This is a genomic window from Rhizobium leguminosarum bv. viciae USDA 2370 (assembly GCF_002008365.1).
Classification (GTDB): Bacteria; Pseudomonadota; Alphaproteobacteria; order Rhizobiales; family Rhizobiaceae; genus Rhizobium; species Rhizobium leguminosarum.
Genome location: NZ_MRDL01000051.1, coordinates 463,154 through 481,238 on the forward strand (window position 1 = coordinate 463,154; position 18,085 = coordinate 481,238).

Genomic DNA, 18,085 nt, shown 5'->3' on the forward strand with positions numbered 1-18,085 from the left:
TCACCCCAAATTTAGTTCCTGGAAAAAATCATTCCCCTTGTCGTCGATGACGATGAAGGCGGGGAAGTCTTCGACTTCGATCTTCCAAACCGCTTCCATGCCGAGTTCGGGATATTCGAATACTTCAACCTTGCGGATACAGTCCTGGGCAAGACGGGCGGCGGGGCCGCCGATCGAGCCGAGATAGAAGCCGCCGTGCTTCTTGCAGGCCTCGCGCACGGCGCGTGAGCGGTTGCCCTTGGCAAGCATCACCATCGAGCCGCCGAAGGACTGGAATTGGTCGACGTAACTGTCCATGCGCCCGGCCGTCGTCGGGCCGAAGGAGCCGGAGGCGTAGCCGACAGGCGTCTTGGCGGGGCCGGCGTAATAGACCGGGTGGTTTTTCAGGTAATCGGGCATGCCTTCGCCCTTTTCCAGCCGTTCGCGGATCTTGGCATGGGCGAGGTCGCGGGCAACGATGATGGTGCCGGTCAAGGACAGGCGGGTCTTGACGGGATGCCGGGAGAGTTCGGCGAGCACCTCGGCCATTGGCCGGTTGAGATCAATGCGCACCGTCGATTCCGACAGTTTCGCCTCGTCGATCTCGGGCATGTATTTCGACGGATCGGTTTCGAGCTGTTCGAGGAAGATGCCGTCGCGGGTGATGCGGCCCTTGGCCTGACGGTCGGCGGAACAGGAGACGCCGAGGCCGATCGGCAGCGAGGCGCCGTGGCGGGGCAGGCGGATGACACGCACGTCATGACAGAAATACTTGCCGCCGAACTGAGCGCCGACGCCCATCTGCTGGGTCAGTTTGTGGATTTCCTTCTCCATCTCGATGTCGCGAAAAGCGTGGCCGCTCTCGGACCCTTCGGTCGGCAGCTCGTCGAGATAGCGGGTGGAGGCGAGCTTGACGGTTTTCAGGTTCATCTCGGCCGAGGTGCCGCCGATGACTATCGCCAGATGGTAGGGAGGACAGGCTGCCGTCCCTAACGTCAGGATCTTCTCCTTGAGGAAGTCGATCATCCGGTCATGGGTCAAGAGCGAGGGCGTGCCCTGGTAGAGAAAGGTCTTGTTGGCGGAGCCGCCGCCCTTGGCGACGAAGAGGAATTCGTAAGCGTCGGTGCCTTCCTCGTAGATGTCGATCTGGGCCGGCAGGTTGTTCCTGGTATTCTTCTCCTCGAACATTTTGACCGGCGCGAGCTGCGAGTAACGCAGGTTCTTCTTCTCGTAGGCATCCATGACGCCGCGGGCGAGCGCCGCCGTATCCTCGCCCTCGGTCCAGACCCTGCGGCCCTTCTTGCCCATGATAATCGCCGTGCCGGTATCCTGGCACATGGGCAGCACGCCGCCGGCGGCGATATTGGCGTTCTTCAGAAGATCGTAGGCAACGAAACGGTCATTGTCCGTGGCCTCGGGGTCGTCGAGGATCGAGGCGAGCTGCCTGAGATGGCCAGGGCGCAGCAGGTGGTTGATGTCGGCGAAGGCGGTTTCGGCCAGCAAGCGGATGCCTTCCGGCTCGACGGTCAGGATCTCCTGGCCCTTGAACGTATCGACCGAGACATGGTCGCCACTGATCTTGCGGTAGGGGGTGGCATCCTTGCCGAGCGGGAAGAGATCGTCAGCCATCGAAGTGACCTTTCTGGTAGGGCGTCGCTAGATTGGAACCGGTCTAAATCCGCCGCGGGGCAAAAGCAATCAGGATGCGGCGGACTCTGGAGTGGGGCATGTCGTGCCGCGTTTTGCAGTCGGCAGGCCACTCGCGGTAAGCGAGTGAAAGAACAGGCAAAATCGACATTTTTCGCGAAACAGACGACTTCAGGTTGCCTTCTGTTCGAGGCCAGTTCATATTCCCGGCAGCGTTAACCTGCCGGGGCTTCGAATGACAAATGCAAAGCCAACTGCTGTCGACGACCTTCTCGTTTTTTTCGAAGACAATTGGATCCGCGGGAATCTGCTGCGCCTCTCCAGCGATCCCGAGGGAGCGGACATGTATGTTCGCTTCGTCAATGGCGTGCGCATCGACGCCAAACATGGGCCTGACCACGAAACGATCATAAGGGGCGAATACGGAACCTTCAGACTGAAACCTGACGGTCACTTCGAGTACGAGTTGGACTACACACTCGACGTCGTGAAAAATTTAACGAAATACGATCAGCTCATCGAGAAGCTGAGCTTCAAGATGTCCGATGGCTCCGGGGGCACGGACCTCGGCGTGTTGACGCTCGCGATCGACGGCGTCAACGAAGGCGATAAATACCACGAGGTCCTGGATTTCGACGATATGGGCGTCTTGTCGAGGGCCGATAATTTCTCTCTGCCTGACTATCGCAACTTTGCACTTTCGGTGAATGGCAGCCACGACCTGACGCTTCTGAACGGGTATGTCTATGATACCATCCCGGGTGTCGACGCCATTACCGAGGACGGTTTCAGCGATACCGTTCTATCGCCGGGTTCTGCGCCCGTAAGCCTGAAAATGCTCGATGGCGGGGAGTTCACCTTTCAGAGCGTTTCGATCGCCGAATTGTCGGCATCGCCCTTTCACCTGACGCTGACTGCGCTGAACGACGGTCAGATCGTCTATCAGCAGGAGCTCGAGGTCACCGGCCCCACTCTCGAGGTCAATCTCGAAGACATCGAAGAAATCCGTTTCGACTTCATGGGCAATTCTGTCGTGATGGACAATTTTTCGCTGTTTGCCTTGCTATAGGCTGGAGGGAGTCGAGGCGTTGCGGCATATCCCCTTCTCCCCGCGAGCGGGGAGAAGGTGTCGGCAGGCGGGTGAGGGGCTGTGGCCTATGCGACCTTCCTACTTCGGCCCGATCATCGTTTCCGGGCGCACGATCTCGTCGTACTCTTCCGATGTCACCAAGCCGCTGGCGAGGGCCTCTTCCTTTAGCGTCGTGCCGTTCTTATGCGCTGTTTTGGCAATCTTGGCGGCTGCGTCGTAGCCGATCTTCGGGGCAAGTGCCGTTACCAGCATCAGCGAGCGTTCGAGGCCGGCCTTGATATTGTCCTCGCGCGCCTCGATGCCGACGACGCAATTGTCGGTGAAGGAGACGGCGGCGTCGGCGAGCAACTGCACCGACTGCAGGAAATTATAGGCCATCATCGGATTGTAGACGTTGAGTTCGAAATGGCCCTGGCTGTCGGCGAAGGTCAGAGCCGCGTTGTTGCCGAAGATATGGATGCAGACCTGCGTCAGCGCCTCGCACTGGGTCGGATTGACCTTGCCGGGCATGATCGAGGAGCCGGGCTCGTTTTCCGGCAGCGCCAGCTCGCCCAAGCCGGCGCGCGGGCCGGAGCCGAGCAGGCGGATGTCGTTGGCGATCTTGAAGAGGGCGGCGGCGGCGGCATTGATGGCGCCATGGGAAAAGACCATGCTGTCATGCGAGGCGAGCGCCTCGAACTTGTTCGGCGCGGTAACGAAGGGCATGCCTGTTATGGCAGCGATCTCTTCGGCGACCTTTTCGGCAAAGCCCACCGGCGCATTGAGGCCGGTGCCGACGGCAGTACCGCCCTGGGCGAGCTCGCAAAGGCCGGGCAGGGTGATTTCGATGCGCTTGATGGCGGAGCCGACCTGGGCGGCATAACCCGAAAATTCCTGGCCGAGCGTCAGCGGCGTCGCATCCTGGGTGTGGGTGCGGCCGATCTTGATGATGTGGCTGAATTCGGTGACCTTCATGTCAAGGGCGGCATGCAGGTGCTTGAGGGCCGGGAGCAGGTGATGGGCGATTTGCTCTGCGCAGGCGATGTGCATGGCCGTCGGATAGGTGTCGTTCGACGACTGGCTCATATTGACGTGATCGTTCGGATGCACCGGCTTCTTGGAACCCATGACGCCGCCGAGCATTTCTATTGCACGATTGGAGATCACCTCGTTGGCATTCATATTGGACTGCGTGCCCGAACCGGTCTGCCAGACCACCAGCGGAAAGTGGTCGTTCAGCTTGCCCTCGATCACCTCCTGGGCGGCGTCGACGATGGCTTTGCCGAGGCCAGGATCGAGCTGGTCGAGCGACATGTTGGCGCGGGCGGCCGCCTGCTTGACGATGCCGAGCGCGCGCACGATCGATAGCGGTTGCTTTTCCCAGCCGATCTTGAAATTGCCGAGCGAACGCTCGGCCTGGGCGCCCCAATATCGGTCGGCGGCGACGTCGATCGGGCCAAAAGTATCGGTTTCGGTGCGGGTTGCGGTCATCAGCCTTGCCTTCCCTTTACATGCTGTTTTCGGGCATTTTCGAAAGATGAGGTCTTATAGGTTGGAAAGCCCGACAAGAAAACTGGACGCCGTGCGAAATATTGAAATCGGAAGTCATGTTTGCGCAGGCTTTTCGGCGTGCCTTTTAGGCCACTTTGGAAATTTTATGCATCCGGGCGTTTTCACCCCACTGGTCTGCCGGAGAAAATTCGGTAAAAAATTAACTAATAATTTCATAATTTTGTGTGAACTGCTGGGCGGCGCCATGCAGGATCTCCGTCACATAAAATTGAGTCCGCCGGCGCTGGCGGCGCAGGCCGGTTTCTGATCAATGAGGCCCTACGCTGCTTGAGTTTCGCGGGATTTGAGCTTGGGCCTTGCGCTCGTGACAAGAACAGCATGACACCGGGACTGGAAGATATATGACGTTCGTTTTGAAAAGCGCGGCATCCGCATTGGCAATTTCCTGCGGCGTGGCAGTGATGAGTGCCGCACCCGCGCATGCCTATACACTGATGGATATGCTGCGCGGCGACAGGCAGCGGTCCCAGAGCACCATCTTCATGGACCAGATGCCGCCCGGCCGTGTGGGCCAGCGCGGCGGCATTGGCGGATCGCTCGGCGGGCTCGACCCTGAAGCGCCGCTGCCGAAGGTGAGCGGTCCGCGTTATTACACCTACAAAACCGAGACGCTGCAATTCGTCGATACCGGCAAGTTTGCCGATCCCGTCGTCACCGGCGCAGTCGCCGATGTTTCGGGCAGCGGCGATGCCAGCGCCGAACCCGCCGTGCAGCGCCGCTTCCTGGCGCAGGCCAAGGTGCGCGCAAATGTTGACGTTGCAAAGGCGCTCGAAGCCTATTACGGCGACAGCCGCAATCCGCTCGTCTGGGTCGATGGCAACCAGATCAACGACCGTGCCAAGTCGGCGATGTTGGTGCTTGCCGATGCGGGCTTCGTCGGCCTCGACCCGGCGGATTACGTCGTCCAGACGCCTGATATCGACCCGGCCAATCCCGATCCCGCCTTCCGCGACCGTGCGCTGACGCAGTTCGAACTCGAACTCTCTGCCAAAGTGCTGGCTTTCGTGCAGGACACGGTGCGGGGCCGCATCGATCCGAACAAGATCTCCGGCTATCACGATTTCCAGCGCAAGGTGGTCAATCTGGCCCCGGTGCTGAAGCTTGCTCGCATGAGCCCCGACGTCGGCGCCTATATCGCCAGCCGCTCGCCCGATAGCCCGCAATTCCTGGCGCTGAAGGCAGAGCTTGCAAAGCTTCGTGCCGCCGACGGTGGGAACGAAGAGCGAATCGTCGTTTCGCTCGACAAGCTGCTGAGACCTGGCGAGAGCTCGCCCGAGATCGCCAATATCGTCAAGGCAATCGGCAAGCACGGTTCCGAAACGCTGAGGACCGATCATGCGGCAACGATTGCCGCCTATGCCGGCAGCAGCGACTATTCGCCTGACATCGTTTCGCTGGTCGAGGACTTCCAGAAGGAGCGCGGGCTGAAGGCCGATGGCGTCATCGGCCAGGCGACGGTGCGCGCCATGACCGGCGGCGACACCAATGCTTCGAAGATCGACAAGCTCGTCGTCGCCATGGAACAGGCGCGCTGGCTGCCGGAGGATCTCGGTTCACGCTACGTTATGATCAACCAGCCCGCTTACATGGTCTACTACCACAATGACGGCAAGGAACAGCTGTCGATGCGCGTGGTGGTCGGCGGCAAGAACAACCAGACCTATTTCTTCGATGACGAGATCGAGACGGTGGAGTTCAACCCTTTCTGGGGCGTGCCGCAGTCGATCATCATCAACGAGATGCTGCCGAAGCTGCGCTCGGATCCGAACTATCTCGACCAGCTCGGCTATGAAGTCGAGGTGAACGGCCATGCCGTCGCCTCATCGAGCGTCGATTGGTATGGCTCGACGGACAACGTCTCGGTGCGCCAGCCGCCGAGCAGCGACAATGCGCTCGGCGAACTGAAGATCCTGTTCCCGAACAGCCACGCGATCTACATGCACGACACGCCGTCGAAGAGCTTCTTCAAGCGCGACATGCGGGCGCTGAGCCACGGTTGCGTGCGCCTTGCCGATCCGCGTGCGATGGCGGCTGCCGTGCTTGGCACGACGGTTGACGATGTCGCCAAGCAGATCGCCAGTGGGCAGAACCATGCCGTACGCGTGCCGCAGAAGATCCCGGTCTACGTCTCCTACTTCACTGCCTGGCCGAACAAGGACGGCGTGGTGGAATATTTTGACGACGTCTACGGCCGCGACGCCTATGTCGACAAGGCCTTCGATGCGACGACGAAGGCGCGTGGGGCGCAGATCTGATAATCGGATTTGATAGTGATGCTGGCGGGCGGTCTTTGGACCGCCCGTTTTTTGTTTTGGCAGCGAGCGCGGAATGGGAACAAGGTGGAGAGGGCGTACCGTGTGGCACCCCAGCAGAAAGCGGGGGACGGCTCCGGCCTCAGACGGCAACCTTCTCCGCATATTCCTGTAGCAGCCTTTCTACCAGCTGCGGCGTCAGCTCATCGAAATGGGTAATGATAACATCCGGATCGAGGCTCGAAACCGGTACGTCGGAATAGCCGAACGGCACGGCAATCGAGGGCACGCCGGCATTCTTGGCAACGGCGATGTCGTTGATGCTGTCGCCAATCATTACCGTGCGGGCGATGTCGCCGCCGGCGCGTTCGATAGTGCCGGTGAGGTGGCGGGCGTCGGGCTTGCGCACGGGGAAGGTGTCGCCGCCAGTGATGGCATCGAAATATCGGACGAGGTTGAGCTTGTCGAGCAGGCCGAGTGCCAGGCTTTCCATCTTGTTGGTGCAGACTGCGAGGCGGTAACCTTCGGATCTGAGCCGGTCCATGGCGGTGACCAGGCCAGGATAGGGCTCGGTACGGCCGGGCATGTTGCCGGCATAATGGGCAACGAAACGCTCGACCAGCAGCGGCAGGGCGTCGCCTTCGAGCGGATGGCCGCGCAGCCGGCAGGCGCGCTCGATCATCACGCGCGCACCCTGGCCGACGAGATGGGTGAGGTCGTCGTAGCTGACCGGTTCGAGGTCAAGGACCGCGATCGTATGGTTCAGGCTCTCGACCAGGTCCACATGGGTATCGAGAAGGGTGCCGTCGAGATCGAAGACGACGAGCGCCGGGCGAGCGGGGGCAGGGGTCAAGGGCATGTCTCTTTGAGCGATGGTCGTCTTGCGGAGCGATGGATCGTCCTGAGGTAGGCGATCGCGCGGCGGAAAGCAACGTCCGGCGATGGCCGGGAAGGCCGCAGGCCTCTGTTTCGGCTTTTCATTTTCCGTGATGATTTTGACTTTCGTTTGCCAGGCGAGCCGTGTAAACAGCACATCCAACGCAATAATCGGAGCTGGCGGCGCATGGATGCCCGCGAAATGAAGATCAAGGCCGCCGAGGCCGCGCTCGCCCATGTCGAAAGCGGGATGCGTCTCGGAATCGGCACCGGCAGCACGGCGGAAGAATTCGTTCGCCTGCTGGCAGAGCAGGTCGCGGGCGGCTTCAGGGTCGAAGGCGTCCCGACCTCCGAAAGAACCGCGCGGCTCTGCGTCGAACTCGGCGTGCCGCTGAAGTCGCTCGACGAACTGCCGGCACTCGACCTGACCATCGATGGCGCCGACGAGGTCGATACGGGGCTTAGGCTGATCAAGGGCGGCGGCGGTGCGCTGCTGCGCGAAAAGATCGTCGCAGCCGCCTCCGAGCGAATGATCGTCATTGCCGACGAGAGCAAGCTGGTCGAAACGCTCGGCGCCTTCGCGCTGCCGATCGAGGTCAATCCATTCGGGCTCGTCTCAACGCGCATCGCGATCGAAAAGGTCGCGGCCCGGCTCGGCCTCTCGGGTGAACTCGCTCTGCGCCAGTCGGGTGACGGAGAGTTTACCACAGATGGCGGCCATCACATCATCGATGCATCTTTTGGCCGCATTCCTGATGCAGACGCGCTTTCGAGCGAGCTGAATTCCATACCCGGCGTCGTCGAACACGGGCTCTTTATCAATATGGCGGCACTTGCGATCATTGCCGGTCCTGCGGGTGTGCGCACACTGCAGGCAAACAGATAACAGGAGCGTATACTCATGATGAACATTGCAGGTCTTGGCCGTCTCGCCGCTGCGACCGTCCTTCTTTCCGGGCTTGCCTTCGGCTCCGCCGTCAACGCGCAGGAAGTCTCCGAGGAGCAGCTGAAGGCGTCTCGCGCGGCGATCGACGCCATCGGCGCCACTGCCCAGTTCGACAACATCCTGCCTGGTCTCGCCGAGCGCCTGAAGGCCGGCCTGATCCAGGATTCGCCGAACTACCAGGACATCATTTCGTCGACGGTCGACGCGCAGGCGCTGGCGTTGGCGCCGCGCCGCGGTGATCTGGAGAAGGAGGCGGCACTCACCTATGCCAAGACCTTCACCGTCGATGAGCTGAAGGCGATCGCCGACTTCTACAATTCCGACGTCGGCAAGAAGCTACTGCGTGACGGCCCGGTCGCCTCGCGCGAGACGGCGAAGGCTGCCGACATCTGGGCGCAGGGCATTTCCCGCGACCTGGAAAAGCAGAGCAACGCCGAGCTTTCCAAGGTCATCAAGGCGCCGCCGCCGGCAACCGACAGCCCGGCCGCTCCGGCTCCCGCACCGGCTGCACAGCAGTAAAGCTTGCCCATAAATTTGCGAAAGCCCGGCATCGTCCGGGCTTTTTTGCTATGATGTGGCCAATGCCGCTGGCGAGGCTTCAGGTGAATGCAGATGTCCGATCATGACAAGGCTGTCCGAGTGCGGATATCCGGCAAGGTCCAGGGTGTCGGTTTTCGCTATTGGGCGCGCGATGAGGCCGTACGGCTCGGTTTGACGGGCTGGGTTCGCAATGAAGAGGACGGGGCCGTCGTCGCTGTGATCGCAGGACCCGACATCGCCATTTCGGCGATGATCGAGCGTTTCAGGCGCGGGCCTTCGGGGGCGTCGGTTTCGCGCGTCGAGACGGAAGCAGCCCAGATTGAGAAAAACCCGACGGATTTCCGCATTACCCGATGACAGCAACAATCGCTCGGCAGATGCAATTGGCATCGCATATGCGCCGGAACCCAGTCCTTATGGGTTCGGGTTCTTTGCAAGTTGCCACACACCGTCCTCATCCGGCTCCACGCGCTTGTTGCCGCGGTAGAAGATCGGCAGTCTCGTCTTTTTGTCGATCGAGAAGCGGCTCGGGGTGTATTTTTCGTCCTCATGGCCCTGAATGGCGAGGCCGAGCGCTTCCTTGAATTTGCCAGCCCGGCACAGATTGGCGAAGAGAGTTTGATCCATCTTTTGCTCCGGCATTCTTTTCCATCCTATGGATTGCCTGCCAGCCTTCGGCGACCGGGTCAATCGCAGCCGTTTACAATGAAGATTCGGCGATGGGAACGGGATGACGCAGGAGCGGGCTTTTGTTTTCGTGATGATCGCCCCTATATCAGGAATATCCTTCCTGCGATTCCCTTCCGGAGCTCCTCATGTCTTCCTACGACTACGACCTCTTCGTCATCGGTGGCGGTTCCGGAGGCGTGCGCGGCGCACGTGTCGCCGCCTCGCTCGGCAAGAAGGTGGCGATCGCCGAGGAATACCGCTACGGCGGCACCTGCGTGATCCGCGGCTGCGTGCCGAAGAAGCTCTTCGTCTACGCCTCGCAGTTCCATGAGCATTTCGAGGATGCAGCGGGCTTCGGCTGGACGGTCGGCGAAAGCAGCTTCGACTGGAAAAAGCTGGTGGCGGCCAAGGATGCCGAAATCGCCCGGCTGGAAGGTCTCTACAAGAAAGGTCTTGCCGGCGCCAATGCCGAGATCCTGGAAACGCGCGCAGAGCTCGTCGATGCCCATACGGTGCGGCTGCTGAAGACTGGACAGACGGTGACGGCCAAGACGATCGTGATCGCCACCGGCGGACGGCCGAACCCGCATGCAGCCCTTCCCGGTCACGAACTCTGCATCTCCTCCAACGAGGCCTTTCATCTTGAAGAGCTGCCGAAATCGATCGTCATCGCCGGCGGCGGCTATATCGCCGTCGAATTCGCCAATATCTTCCATGGCCTCGGCGTCGAGACGACGCTGATCTATCGCGGCGCCGAGATCCTGTCGCGCTTCGACGAGGATCTGAGACGCGGGCTGCACGAGGCAATGGTCGCCAAGGGCATCCGCATCCTCTGCCACGACACGCTGCAGAAGGTTTCCAAGGGTGAGGACGGCCTCATTCTGGAGACGCTGAACAACGGCACGCTGCAGGCCGGCGTTGTCATGCTGGCGCTCGGGCGCGATCCGAACACCGAAGGCCTCGGCCTCGAGGCGGCCGGCGTCGCGGTCGACGAGCGCGGCGCCGTTATCGTCGATGAATATTCCCGCACCAATGTCGAAAACATCTATGCGCTCGGCGATGTCACCAACCGGGTACAGCTGACGCCGGTGGCGATTCACGAGGCGATGTGTTTCATCGAGACTGAATACAAGAACAATCCGACCCGGCCGGATTACGAGCTCATCCCGACCGCCGTCTTCTCACAGCCGGAGATCGGCACTGTCGGCCTCTCGGAAGAGGATGCGGGCAAACGTTACGGCGAGCTCGAGGTTTACCGCGCCCAGTTCCGACCGCTGAAGGCTACGCTTTCCGGCCGGGCCGAGCGGATGATCATGAAACTGATCGTCGATGCGGCGAGCCGCAAGGTGGTGGGCGCCCATATCCTCGGCCACGATGCCGGCGAGATGGCGCAGTTGCTCGGCATCACGCTGAAGGCCGGCTGCACCAAGGACGATTTCGACCGGACGATGGCGCTGCATCCGACGGCCGCCGAAGAGCTCGTCACCATGTATGCGCCGAGCTATCGGATCCGCGACGGCAAGCGGCTTTAAGCCGCGACGGGCTTTAGCTTTTTGTTTTATGCATGTCGTTGACCCGGAACCGCTGCACACTTCCGGGCGATTAGAGCGCCGTGCGTCCTTGCGGACGCACAAAGGACGCTCTAACACTTGAACTTACGCATCGTGCTTTCCGAAAGCGATTCCGATATTCGAGGCGATGCATTAGCTGGTGATGCGCGGCGCCCGGATGACCTTGAGGAAAAGCGCTTTCATCGCATCGGCGATACCTTGGGTCGGCGTCACCTCGAAATAGAGGCCGGGCGAAGCGCATGCCTGCATCTTCGTCGGAATCTCGCTCTGGAAGGGGCTGATCCATTTGTTGTACCAATCGTTGCTGGGCAACGGCAGGTAGGTGGTGTAGAGCACGGCGATCTTGACACCGCGATCCTTCAGCGGCTTGCAGAAGGAGGTGTCGATCGGTTCCTGACAGCGGCCGCCGGTCGTCTTCTTGGTGCATGTCGACGGCTTGTAGCTGTCGCCGACGCCATCGGAAACGAAGAACAGGATCTTTTCGGGGCTGATATTCGACGTGCCGTCACCGGCCGGATCGATGATGGTATTCATCTGGGTCAGGGCGCTGTCGAAGCTCGTGAGCTGGTCCTGATTGTAGTTTTGGTAGGGAATGGTCATCAGGTCGACGGCGTCGGTGTAATTCTTCACCTTCGTCAGGTCGGAGGTGGGGCTGGAGATCGTCGTCAGCTTGGCGTCTTCGGCTTTGGTGCCGAAAGTATAGACGCCCATGCGAAACTGATCGCTGCTGACGCGTTCGATCTTGGCCGTATCGGTCAACGCCTGGGTTGCCTGGCGCACGACGTCGATGCGCATGGCGACGCCGAGACTCTTGGCGATGGTGTAATTGTTGGTGCTCTGGTCCATCTGATGGCAGGCGAAAGCGCAGCCTGTTTTGGCCTGCAGTTTCGAAACATCGGTCGCGGTTGCGCCGACGCCCATGGAAGGCGTGTTGTCGAGCAGGATGTAGAAATCCATGAAAGCGGCGGTTTGATATTCGGCCGTCGCCGAGCCCGAGATCGTGATCGAGTCCCGGCCGAGGATGCGCATGAAGGTGGTGGGCACCGTCGCGCTGAAGGAAACCAGCGAATTCAGCTTGTTGGCGGTCTTGGTGACATCGATGCCGAGGTCGACATGAACGTCGGTCAGCTCCCCGGACATCTGAGACATGAAGATACTGCGGGCGTCGTCCTTGCCGAGTGAGATCGTGCCGTTGCCGCTCATGGTCATCGCGGCTGCGACTGCGCCGGATTTTTCGGCGATCGAACCGACGGCGGCGGCATCGGCAGCGGCGTAAAGCTGTGTCCTCAGGCTGAGCGCATGGGCGAGATCCACGGCCATGCCGGCCGCACCGAAGAGCGGCACCACCAGCAGTGCCGTCATGACGCCGAAATTGCCCGAGCGATCCGATATGAAACCGGACGGAAGGATCGCCATGCCATGTCCCCGATGTTGAACTCTTTGCGGTTCTACATTGAAAGTCTAAAATATGGGGAAATCGACATGGTATATGCGGATTTAATCAGAGAATGCCGGGCGGCGCCGGTGAGGCGACAACTGTCGGCGATTGGTCTTTGCAAGCCTGACCTAAAGGTCTATAAGCCGCCGCATATTGAGGCATCCTAAGGTATGGATGTGAGAACGGGTGAGTGAGATGGCAGACAATTGGACCCCGAGCAGCTGGCGGCAAAAACCGATCCTGCAGGTTCCCGAATATCCCGACGCAGCCGCTTTGGCGGCAACGGAGGCCACGCTCGCCAGCTATCCGCCGCTCGTCTTCGCGGGCGAGGCGCGCCGCCTGAAGAAGCATCTTGCCAACGTCGCCGAAGGCAACGGCTTCCTGCTGCAGGGCGGCGACTGCGCCGAGAGCTTTGCCGAACACGGCGCCGACAATATTCGCGACTTCTTCCGCGCCTTCCTGCAGATGGCGGTCGTGCTGACCTTCGGCGCTCAGCTTCCAGTCGTCAAGGTGGGCCGCATCGCCGGCCAGTTCGCCAAGCCGCGTTCGTCGAATGTCGAGAAGCAGGGCGACGTGACGCTGCCCGCCTATCGCGGCGACATCATCAACGGTATCGAATTCACCGAGGAGTCGCGCATTCCGAACCCGGAGCGCCAAGCCATGGCCTATCGCCAGTCGGCCGCGACGCTGAACCTTCTGCGCGCCTTTGCGATGGGCGGCTACGCCAATCTCGAAAACGTCCATCAGTGGATGCTCGGCTTCGTCAAGGACAGCCCGCAGGGCGAGCGCTACCGCAAGCTTGCCGACCGCATCAGCGAAACCATGGATTTCATGAAGGCGATCGGCATCACCTCGGAAAACCATCCGAGCCTGCGCGAGACCGATTTCTTCACCAGCCACGAAGCACTGCTGCTCGGCTACGAGGAGGCGCTGACCCGCGTCGATTCCACGTCGGGCGACTGGTATGCCACGTCAGGCCACATGATCTGGATCGGCGACCGCACGCGCCAGGCCGACCATGCGCATGTCGAATATTGCCGCGGCATCAAGAACCCGATCGGCCTGAAATGCGGCCCGTCGCTGCAGGCAGACGATCTGCTGCAGCTGATCGACATCCTGAATCCGGCCAATGAAGCCGGGCGCCTGACGCTGATCTGCCGCTTTGGCCATGAGAAGGTCGCCGACAACCTGCCGCGCCTCATCCGCGCCGTCGAGCGCGAGGGCCGTAAGGTCGTCTGGTCCTGCGATCCGATGCACGGCAACACGATTACGCTCAACAATTACAAGACCCGTCCCTTCGAGCGGATCCTGTCGGAAGTCGAAAGCTTCTTCCAGATCCACCGCGCCGAGGGCACGCATCCGGGCGGCATTCATGTCGAAATGACCGGCAAGGATGTGACGGAGTGCACGGGCGGCGCCCGCGCGGTTTCCGCAGACGACCTGCAGGACCGCTACCACACCCATTGCGATCCGCGCCTCAACTCCGACCAGGCGCTCGAGCTAGCCTTCCTGCTTGCCGAGCGCATGAAGGGCGGCCGCGACGAAAAGCGCATGGTCGCGAACGGCTGAGACTACAGCGCCGGGCGTCTGAAAAGACGCGTAAGGGACGCTGTAGCACTTTGGATTGCTGCATAATTTTACCCTTAAATCGATTCCGATTTGAGGAATTATGCGGTAGCCCCAATTGGATGAAGAAAAGCCCGGCGATGCCGGGCTTTTTTATGCTGCGAAGGTGGAACTGGCAGTCAGATGCTGGCCTGGACGCTGTGCAGGTTGGCGTAGACGCCGTCTTGCGCCATGAGCTCATCATGGGTGCCCTGTTCGACGATGCCATCAGCCGTCAGAACCAGGATGCGGTCGGCGTGGCGGACGGTCGACAGGCGGTGGGCGATGACCAGGGTGGTTCGGCCGTTCGCCAGGCTGAGCAGTGCCTGCTGTACCGCCCGTTCACTCTCGTTGTCGAGCGCGCTGGTCGCTTCGTCGAAGATCAGGATCTCCGGATTTTTGAGGAAGGCCCGGGCGATGGTGATGCGCTGGCGCTGGCCGCCCGATAGCTTGACGCCGCGTTGGCCGATATCGGTGTCATAGCCATGGGGCAGGGCAATGATGAAGTCGTGCGCATTGGCGGCGCGCGCGGCCGCTTCCAGCTCGGCATCGCTGGCGTCGGGCCGGCCGTAGCGCAGGTTTTCCGCCACTGTGCCGGCAAAGAGGTAGACATCCTGCTGTACCACCCCGACATGGCGCCGGAGCGAGGCCAACGTCACCTCCCGGATATCGGTGCCATCGATGCGGATCACCCCTGCTTCGATATCGTAGAAACGCGGGATCAGCGCGCAAAGCGTGCTTTTGCCGACGCCCGATGGGCCGACCAGAGCGACGAACTCACCGGGCGCGATGGTGAGCGACAGCTGCTCGAGCACCCGCGGGCCATCGGCCTCGTAGCCGAAGGCGACATCGGAAAAACTGATCTCTCCCCTAGGTGCCGGCATCGGACGCGCGACCGGTCGATCGGTGATATCGGGGGCAATCTCCAGGATCTCCATGGCCCTGATGAAGCCGGTGTAGCCCTCCTGCCAAAGGCGCACGAAATTGGCGAGCCGCTGCACCGGATCGACCAGCACAGCGACGCAGAGCAGAAAGGTCAGCATATCGGGGACGGTCAGTTCTGCCGTCAGGATGCGCAGGCCACCGATGACGATAACAATTATCGTGATGAGCTGGGCGAAGGTTTCGGTACCGACCGAAAACCAGGCTTCGCTGCGGTAGCCCTCGGCGCGGCTTTGCAGGAAGCGTCGGTTCTGCTCGGCGAAACGTTCCTTCTCCAGCGCCTCGTTGGCAAAGGACTGGACGACGCGGATGCCGGCAAGAGCATCTTCGACGCGCTCGTTGACGGCGGCGATCTGCCGTTTGCTGGCTTCGAGCGCGCGGTTCATACGCCGGTTGAAATAGAGCGCATAGGCCACCGCCACCGGGGTGAGCATCAGGATCAGGGCTGCCAAGGGCGGATCGATGAAGAACAGCACCAGCATGGCGCCGCCATATTTCAGCACCGCGATGGAAAGATCCTCGGGGCCGTGGTGAAAGAGCTCACCCAGCCACAGGCTGTCATTGGTGATGCGGCTCATCAGCTGGCCTGTGCGCTGGCGGTCATAGAAGCTGAACGAGAGCTTCTGGCAGTGCTCGAATAGTTCCTGCCGCACCGTGGCCTCGATGCGGGCGCCCATGACGTGGCCGCGGTAGTCGACGAAGAAGATGGCGATAATCTGGACGGCCAGAACGGCGAGCATGATGCTGCCCATGGCAAGGATTTGTCCGAAGGCCTGCGGCGCATCGGGTAGAGCCAGAAGCCGGCTCGTGACGACATTGGCGCAGAGCGGCAGGGCGACCGCCGTGCCAGCGACGAGGATGGCACAAAGCAGATCCGCCAGCAGCAGAGGCATATGCGGGCGATAGTAGGAGAGGAATTTGTGCATGCGCGACCAGCGCCGCCCACGGTCGGCGGAAATCGGATGATCGCGAAGGAAGTTTACGAAGGGGTTATGGCGTCGCGAGTTTTTCCTCGCACGGGAGAACCGAATGTTCATGAAGCTGAGTGTCCTTGTGGGGGATGTTTCCTTTCTGTTTGGACAGGTTCGCTCTCATGTCAGTCTCCTGAGGTTGATTGAACCCTCAGTATCGCCGACAACCGCCGCCGATTCAATGCAGCGATGGGACGAGGTTGGCGGGTGTTGTCGACAGGCAACAGATTCCCGCTGCAATTTCGACAAGGTACGGGCGATGGAAGGGGTCTTATTGCACCAGCACCGATTGCTGGCAGCGTACGTCAGTGACGCGCACGTCGGCTTCGCCGACCTTGATGCCGAGCAGCGTCAGGAGGTTGAAGAGCAGCTCGTCGAGCGGCTTGGTCAACCCCGTGAGTGTATCGGCGACGGCGCTTTGCACCACTGTTTTCGATAGGCCGATGCCGAGGCCGAGAATACTGACCTGGATATCGGTCTCCTTCACCAGCGACGCCATGGCAGAGGTCAGCGTGTCCTTGGTCGAAACGTTCTTGATGGTCTTTGCCGCGATGTCGGCCGGCTGGAAGGTCAGCTTGGTCTTGCTGAGATTGGTCAGGTTGACATGGGCGAGTCCGGAGACGCTGAGCAGCGGCGCGTTCATCATCGTGGCGCGGCTGACACGCGGCGCGCTGCCGAAATTGACGAAGGCGTTGGGATCGACGTCGCCGAGGGACAGTTCCGCGACGCCGGGCACGACATCGACGCCGACGCTGGCGTTTCTGGCGCCGCCGCCAAGACAGGAGATGCTCGCAAGCTTGGCCTCGGCATGGGCGACTTCGAGATAAAGGGGCACGCGCACCTTCAGCCCGGCAAGCGAATTGGCGCCGAGCGCCGAAACATCGAGAGCCAGGCGCACCTGTGCGGTGCGGACGGTGGCGCCGGTGGCGCCGATCCCGCTCGAAGCGGCGCCCTTCGGCATCTCGCCGATCGCAAGCGTCAGCTTGACCGTGGCAAGTCCAGGCACGGAGCTGTTGAGATTGGCTGCGACCTGCTTCTCCTGGTTTGCCGCAACGGCTGCCGCCGAAACAATATCCATCACGCTCGCCTCGGCCGAGAGGTGAGAACCGCTGCCGATGAGGCGCTCGCCGGTCGGGCCGAGGTTGAAGAGATCCTCGAGCCTGATCTTGACCTGCGATGTGCCGGGCGCCTTTTCGATCGCGTCGAGCGCCTTGGTGACGGTGAGTGTCAGGCCGCCAGTCTTGCCGAGCGTTTTCAGCAGGCGCGGATAGGAGATGTCGGTTGCCAGCAGCTCGTCATAGGTGCCGGCGGTGAGGTTGAGATCGGTCGCCAGCATATCTAGGAAGGGGAGCAGCTTGATATCGGCTGAGGTGAGCGCCTCGTAATCGGCGACCTTCAGCGAGAGACTGGTGCCGAGCAGGCTGCCGAGCAGCGTGTTCAGCACGCCGCCATTGAGGCTTGCCAGCCGCGAGCCGATCGAGAAGGCAGCGAGTTTGGAGGCCGAGGCGGTGCCGACCGCCCTGAGGTTGGGAGCGGCGGCGAAGGCGGTGGCGAAGATCAGCTCCGCCTTCTGGGTGATGCCGACCTTGACGGCGTCATAGGGCTGGATGCCGGCGGCAAAACGGCTGCCGAGCGGCACCGAGGCATCGGCGAGATAGGTGCCGGGAGTGAATTCGGCGACGGCGTCGAATTGCTTGAGATCAGCCGTTGCCGGCAGCGAGCCCGTCTTCGTCGCATAACCCGTGTTGGTGCGGACGGCGATGTCGAGGCCGTTCTGATCGAAATTGGCGACGAGGTTGTCGGCGGCGTGGCTGATGTCGGCGGCGGCGACGATGGCGCCGATATCGCTCAGCTGCTGCAGGCGGCGCTGCTGCAGCGTCATCATGCCGTAATCGACGCCCAAGCCGAGCGAATAGAGGATGAGCGGGGCTGAGATCGCTGCCATGATGGCGATATTGCCTGATGCATCGGTGGCGAAGCGACTCAGGCGGGCCCTGAACATCGGCAT

Annotated in this window: 15 protein-coding genes; 8 read left to right on the forward strand and 7 right to left on the reverse strand. The window is 61.3% G+C overall.

The annotated features are described in order from the left end of the window. Positions 1-1,608, reverse strand: coding sequence for a fumarate hydratase (locus BS629_RS29040; protein WP_018242279.1), 1,608 nt, complete (start codon positions 1,606-1,608; stop codon positions 1-3). Positions 1,609-1,861: 253 nt separating this feature from the next. Between BS629_RS29040 and BS629_RS29045 the strand changes: the two genes are divergently transcribed. Then, positions 1,862-2,695 (forward strand): VCBS domain-containing protein, encoded by an 834-nt coding sequence (locus BS629_RS29045; protein ID WP_018242278.1) that lies wholly within the window; start codon positions 1,862-1,864, stop codon positions 2,693-2,695. Between the two features lie 99 nt (positions 2,696-2,794). On the opposite strand, the gene fumC is transcribed toward BS629_RS29045, so the two are convergent. After that, complete coding sequence (gene fumC / locus BS629_RS29050) at positions 2,795-4,186, reverse strand: class II fumarate hydratase (RefSeq protein ID WP_018242277.1); 1,392 nt, start codon at positions 4,184-4,186, stop codon at positions 2,795-2,797. A 61-nt stretch (positions 4,187-4,247) separates the two neighbouring features. Here fumC and BS629_RS38645 point away from each other — a divergent pair, with 61 nt between their 5' ends. After that, positions 4,248-4,514, forward strand: coding sequence for a hypothetical protein (locus BS629_RS38645; protein ID WP_130652526.1), 267 nt, complete (start codon positions 4,248-4,250; stop codon positions 4,512-4,514). A 94-nt stretch (positions 4,515-4,608) separates the two neighbouring features. Further along, on the forward strand, positions 4,609-6,522 hold the full coding sequence (locus tag BS629_RS29055) for a L,D-transpeptidase family protein (RefSeq protein WP_018242275.1): 1,914 nt from the start codon (positions 4,609-4,611) through the stop codon (positions 6,520-6,522). 139 nt (positions 6,523-6,661) lie between these two features. Here the strand turns inward: BS629_RS29055 and BS629_RS29060 are convergent, their stop codons facing one another. After that, positions 6,662-7,378 (reverse strand): HAD family hydrolase, encoded by a 717-nt coding sequence (locus BS629_RS29060; protein ID WP_018445130.1) that lies wholly within the window; start codon positions 7,376-7,378, stop codon positions 6,662-6,664. Positions 7,379-7,582: 204 nt separating this feature from the next. Here BS629_RS29060 and rpiA point away from each other — a divergent pair, with 204 nt between their 5' ends. The 3 genes from rpiA (at position 7,583) to BS629_RS29075 (ending at position 9,238) form a co-directional block, all read left to right on the forward strand. Beyond that, on the forward strand, positions 7,583-8,281 hold the full coding sequence (gene rpiA / locus BS629_RS29065; RefSeq protein WP_018242273.1) for a ribose-5-phosphate isomerase RpiA: 699 nt from the start codon (positions 7,583-7,585) through the stop codon (positions 8,279-8,281). Between the two features lie 15 nt (positions 8,282-8,296). Beyond that, positions 8,297-8,860, forward strand: a complete 564-nt coding sequence (locus BS629_RS29070) for a DUF2059 domain-containing protein (RefSeq protein ID WP_018242272.1) — start codon at positions 8,297-8,299, stop codon at positions 8,858-8,860. A gap of 93 nt (positions 8,861-8,953) precedes the next feature. Beyond that, the gene (locus tag BS629_RS29075; RefSeq protein WP_026188417.1) at positions 8,954-9,238 is read left to right on the forward strand and encodes an acylphosphatase; all 285 of its coding nucleotides are present in this window, start codon (positions 8,954-8,956) and stop codon (positions 9,236-9,238) included. A gap of 57 nt (positions 9,239-9,295) precedes the next feature. On the opposite strand, the gene BS629_RS29080 is transcribed toward BS629_RS29075, so the two are convergent. Next, entirely contained in the window at positions 9,296-9,508 is a 213-nt protein-coding gene (locus BS629_RS29080; protein WP_026188416.1) for a hypothetical protein, read from the reverse strand. 188 nt (positions 9,509-9,696) lie between these two features. Between BS629_RS29080 and gor the strand changes: the two genes are divergently transcribed. Further along, positions 9,697-11,082, forward strand: coding sequence for a glutathione-disulfide reductase (gene gor, locus BS629_RS29085; protein WP_018242269.1), 1,386 nt, complete (start codon positions 9,697-9,699; stop codon positions 11,080-11,082). Between the two features lie 171 nt (positions 11,083-11,253). Here gor and BS629_RS29090 read toward each other — a convergent pair whose 3' ends face one another. Further along, complete coding sequence (locus BS629_RS29090) at positions 11,254-12,537, reverse strand: pilus assembly protein TadG-related protein (protein ID WP_018242268.1); 1,284 nt, start codon at positions 12,535-12,537, stop codon at positions 11,254-11,256. A gap of 217 nt (positions 12,538-12,754) precedes the next feature. Between BS629_RS29090 and BS629_RS29100 the strand changes: the two genes are divergently transcribed. Continuing rightward, complete coding sequence (locus tag BS629_RS29100; RefSeq protein ID WP_018242266.1) at positions 12,755-14,128, forward strand: class II 3-deoxy-7-phosphoheptulonate synthase; 1,374 nt, start codon at positions 12,755-12,757, stop codon at positions 14,126-14,128. 176 nt (positions 14,129-14,304) lie between these two features. On the opposite strand, the gene BS629_RS29105 is transcribed toward BS629_RS29100, so the two are convergent. After that, entirely contained in the window at positions 14,305-16,143 is a 1,839-nt protein-coding gene (locus tag BS629_RS29105; RefSeq protein WP_018242265.1) for an ABC transporter ATP-binding protein, read from the reverse strand. Between the two features lie 205 nt (positions 16,144-16,348). Beyond that, positions 16,349-18,085, reverse strand: a complete 1,737-nt coding sequence (locus BS629_RS29110) for a pilus assembly protein TadG-related protein (protein ID WP_026188415.1) — start codon at positions 18,083-18,085, stop codon at positions 16,349-16,351.

What these genes read in the sequence shown, in the direction of transcription:
- BS629_RS29040 (WP_018242279.1), bottom strand. Translation starts at nt 1,608, where the DNA reads ATGGCTGACGATCTCTTCCCGCTCGGCAAGGATGCCACCCCCTACCGC.
- BS629_RS29045 (WP_018242278.1), top strand. Translation starts at nt 1,862, where the DNA reads ATGACAAATGCAAAGCCAACTGCTGTCGACGACCTTCTCGTTTTTTTC.
- fumC (WP_018242277.1), bottom strand. Translation starts at nt 4,186, where the DNA reads ATGACCGCAACCCGCACCGAAACCGATACTTTTGGCCCGATCGACGTC.
- BS629_RS29055 (WP_018242275.1), top strand. Translation starts at nt 4,609, where the DNA reads ATGACGTTCGTTTTGAAAAGCGCGGCATCCGCATTGGCAATTTCCTGC.
- BS629_RS29060 (WP_018445130.1), bottom strand. Translation starts at nt 7,378, where the DNA reads ATGCCCTTGACCCCTGCCCCCGCTCGCCCGGCGCTCGTCGTCTTCGAT.
- rpiA (WP_018242273.1), top strand. Translation starts at nt 7,583, where the DNA reads ATGGATGCCCGCGAAATGAAGATCAAGGCCGCCGAGGCCGCGCTCGCC.
- BS629_RS29070 (WP_018242272.1), top strand. Translation starts at nt 8,297, where the DNA reads ATGATGAACATTGCAGGTCTTGGCCGTCTCGCCGCTGCGACCGTCCTT.
- BS629_RS29075 (WP_026188417.1), top strand. Translation starts at nt 8,954, where the DNA reads ATGTCCGATCATGACAAGGCTGTCCGAGTGCGGATATCCGGCAAGGTC.
- BS629_RS29080 (WP_026188416.1), bottom strand. Translation starts at nt 9,508, where the DNA reads ATGGATCAAACTCTCTTCGCCAATCTGTGCCGGGCTGGCAAATTCAAG.
- gor (WP_018242269.1), top strand. Translation starts at nt 9,697, where the DNA reads ATGTCTTCCTACGACTACGACCTCTTCGTCATCGGTGGCGGTTCCGGA.
- BS629_RS29090 (WP_018242268.1), bottom strand. Translation starts at nt 12,537, where the DNA reads ATGGCGATCCTTCCGTCCGGTTTCATATCGGATCGCTCGGGCAATTTC.
- BS629_RS29100 (WP_018242266.1), top strand. Translation starts at nt 12,755, where the DNA reads ATGGCAGACAATTGGACCCCGAGCAGCTGGCGGCAAAAACCGATCCTG.
- BS629_RS29105 (WP_018242265.1), bottom strand. Translation starts at nt 16,143, where the DNA reads ATGAACATTCGGTTCTCCCGTGCGAGGAAAAACTCGCGACGCCATAAC.
- BS629_RS29110 (WP_026188415.1), bottom strand. Translation starts at nt 18,085, where the DNA reads ATGCCGATGTTCAGGGCCCGCCTGAGTCGCTTCGCCACCGATGCATCA.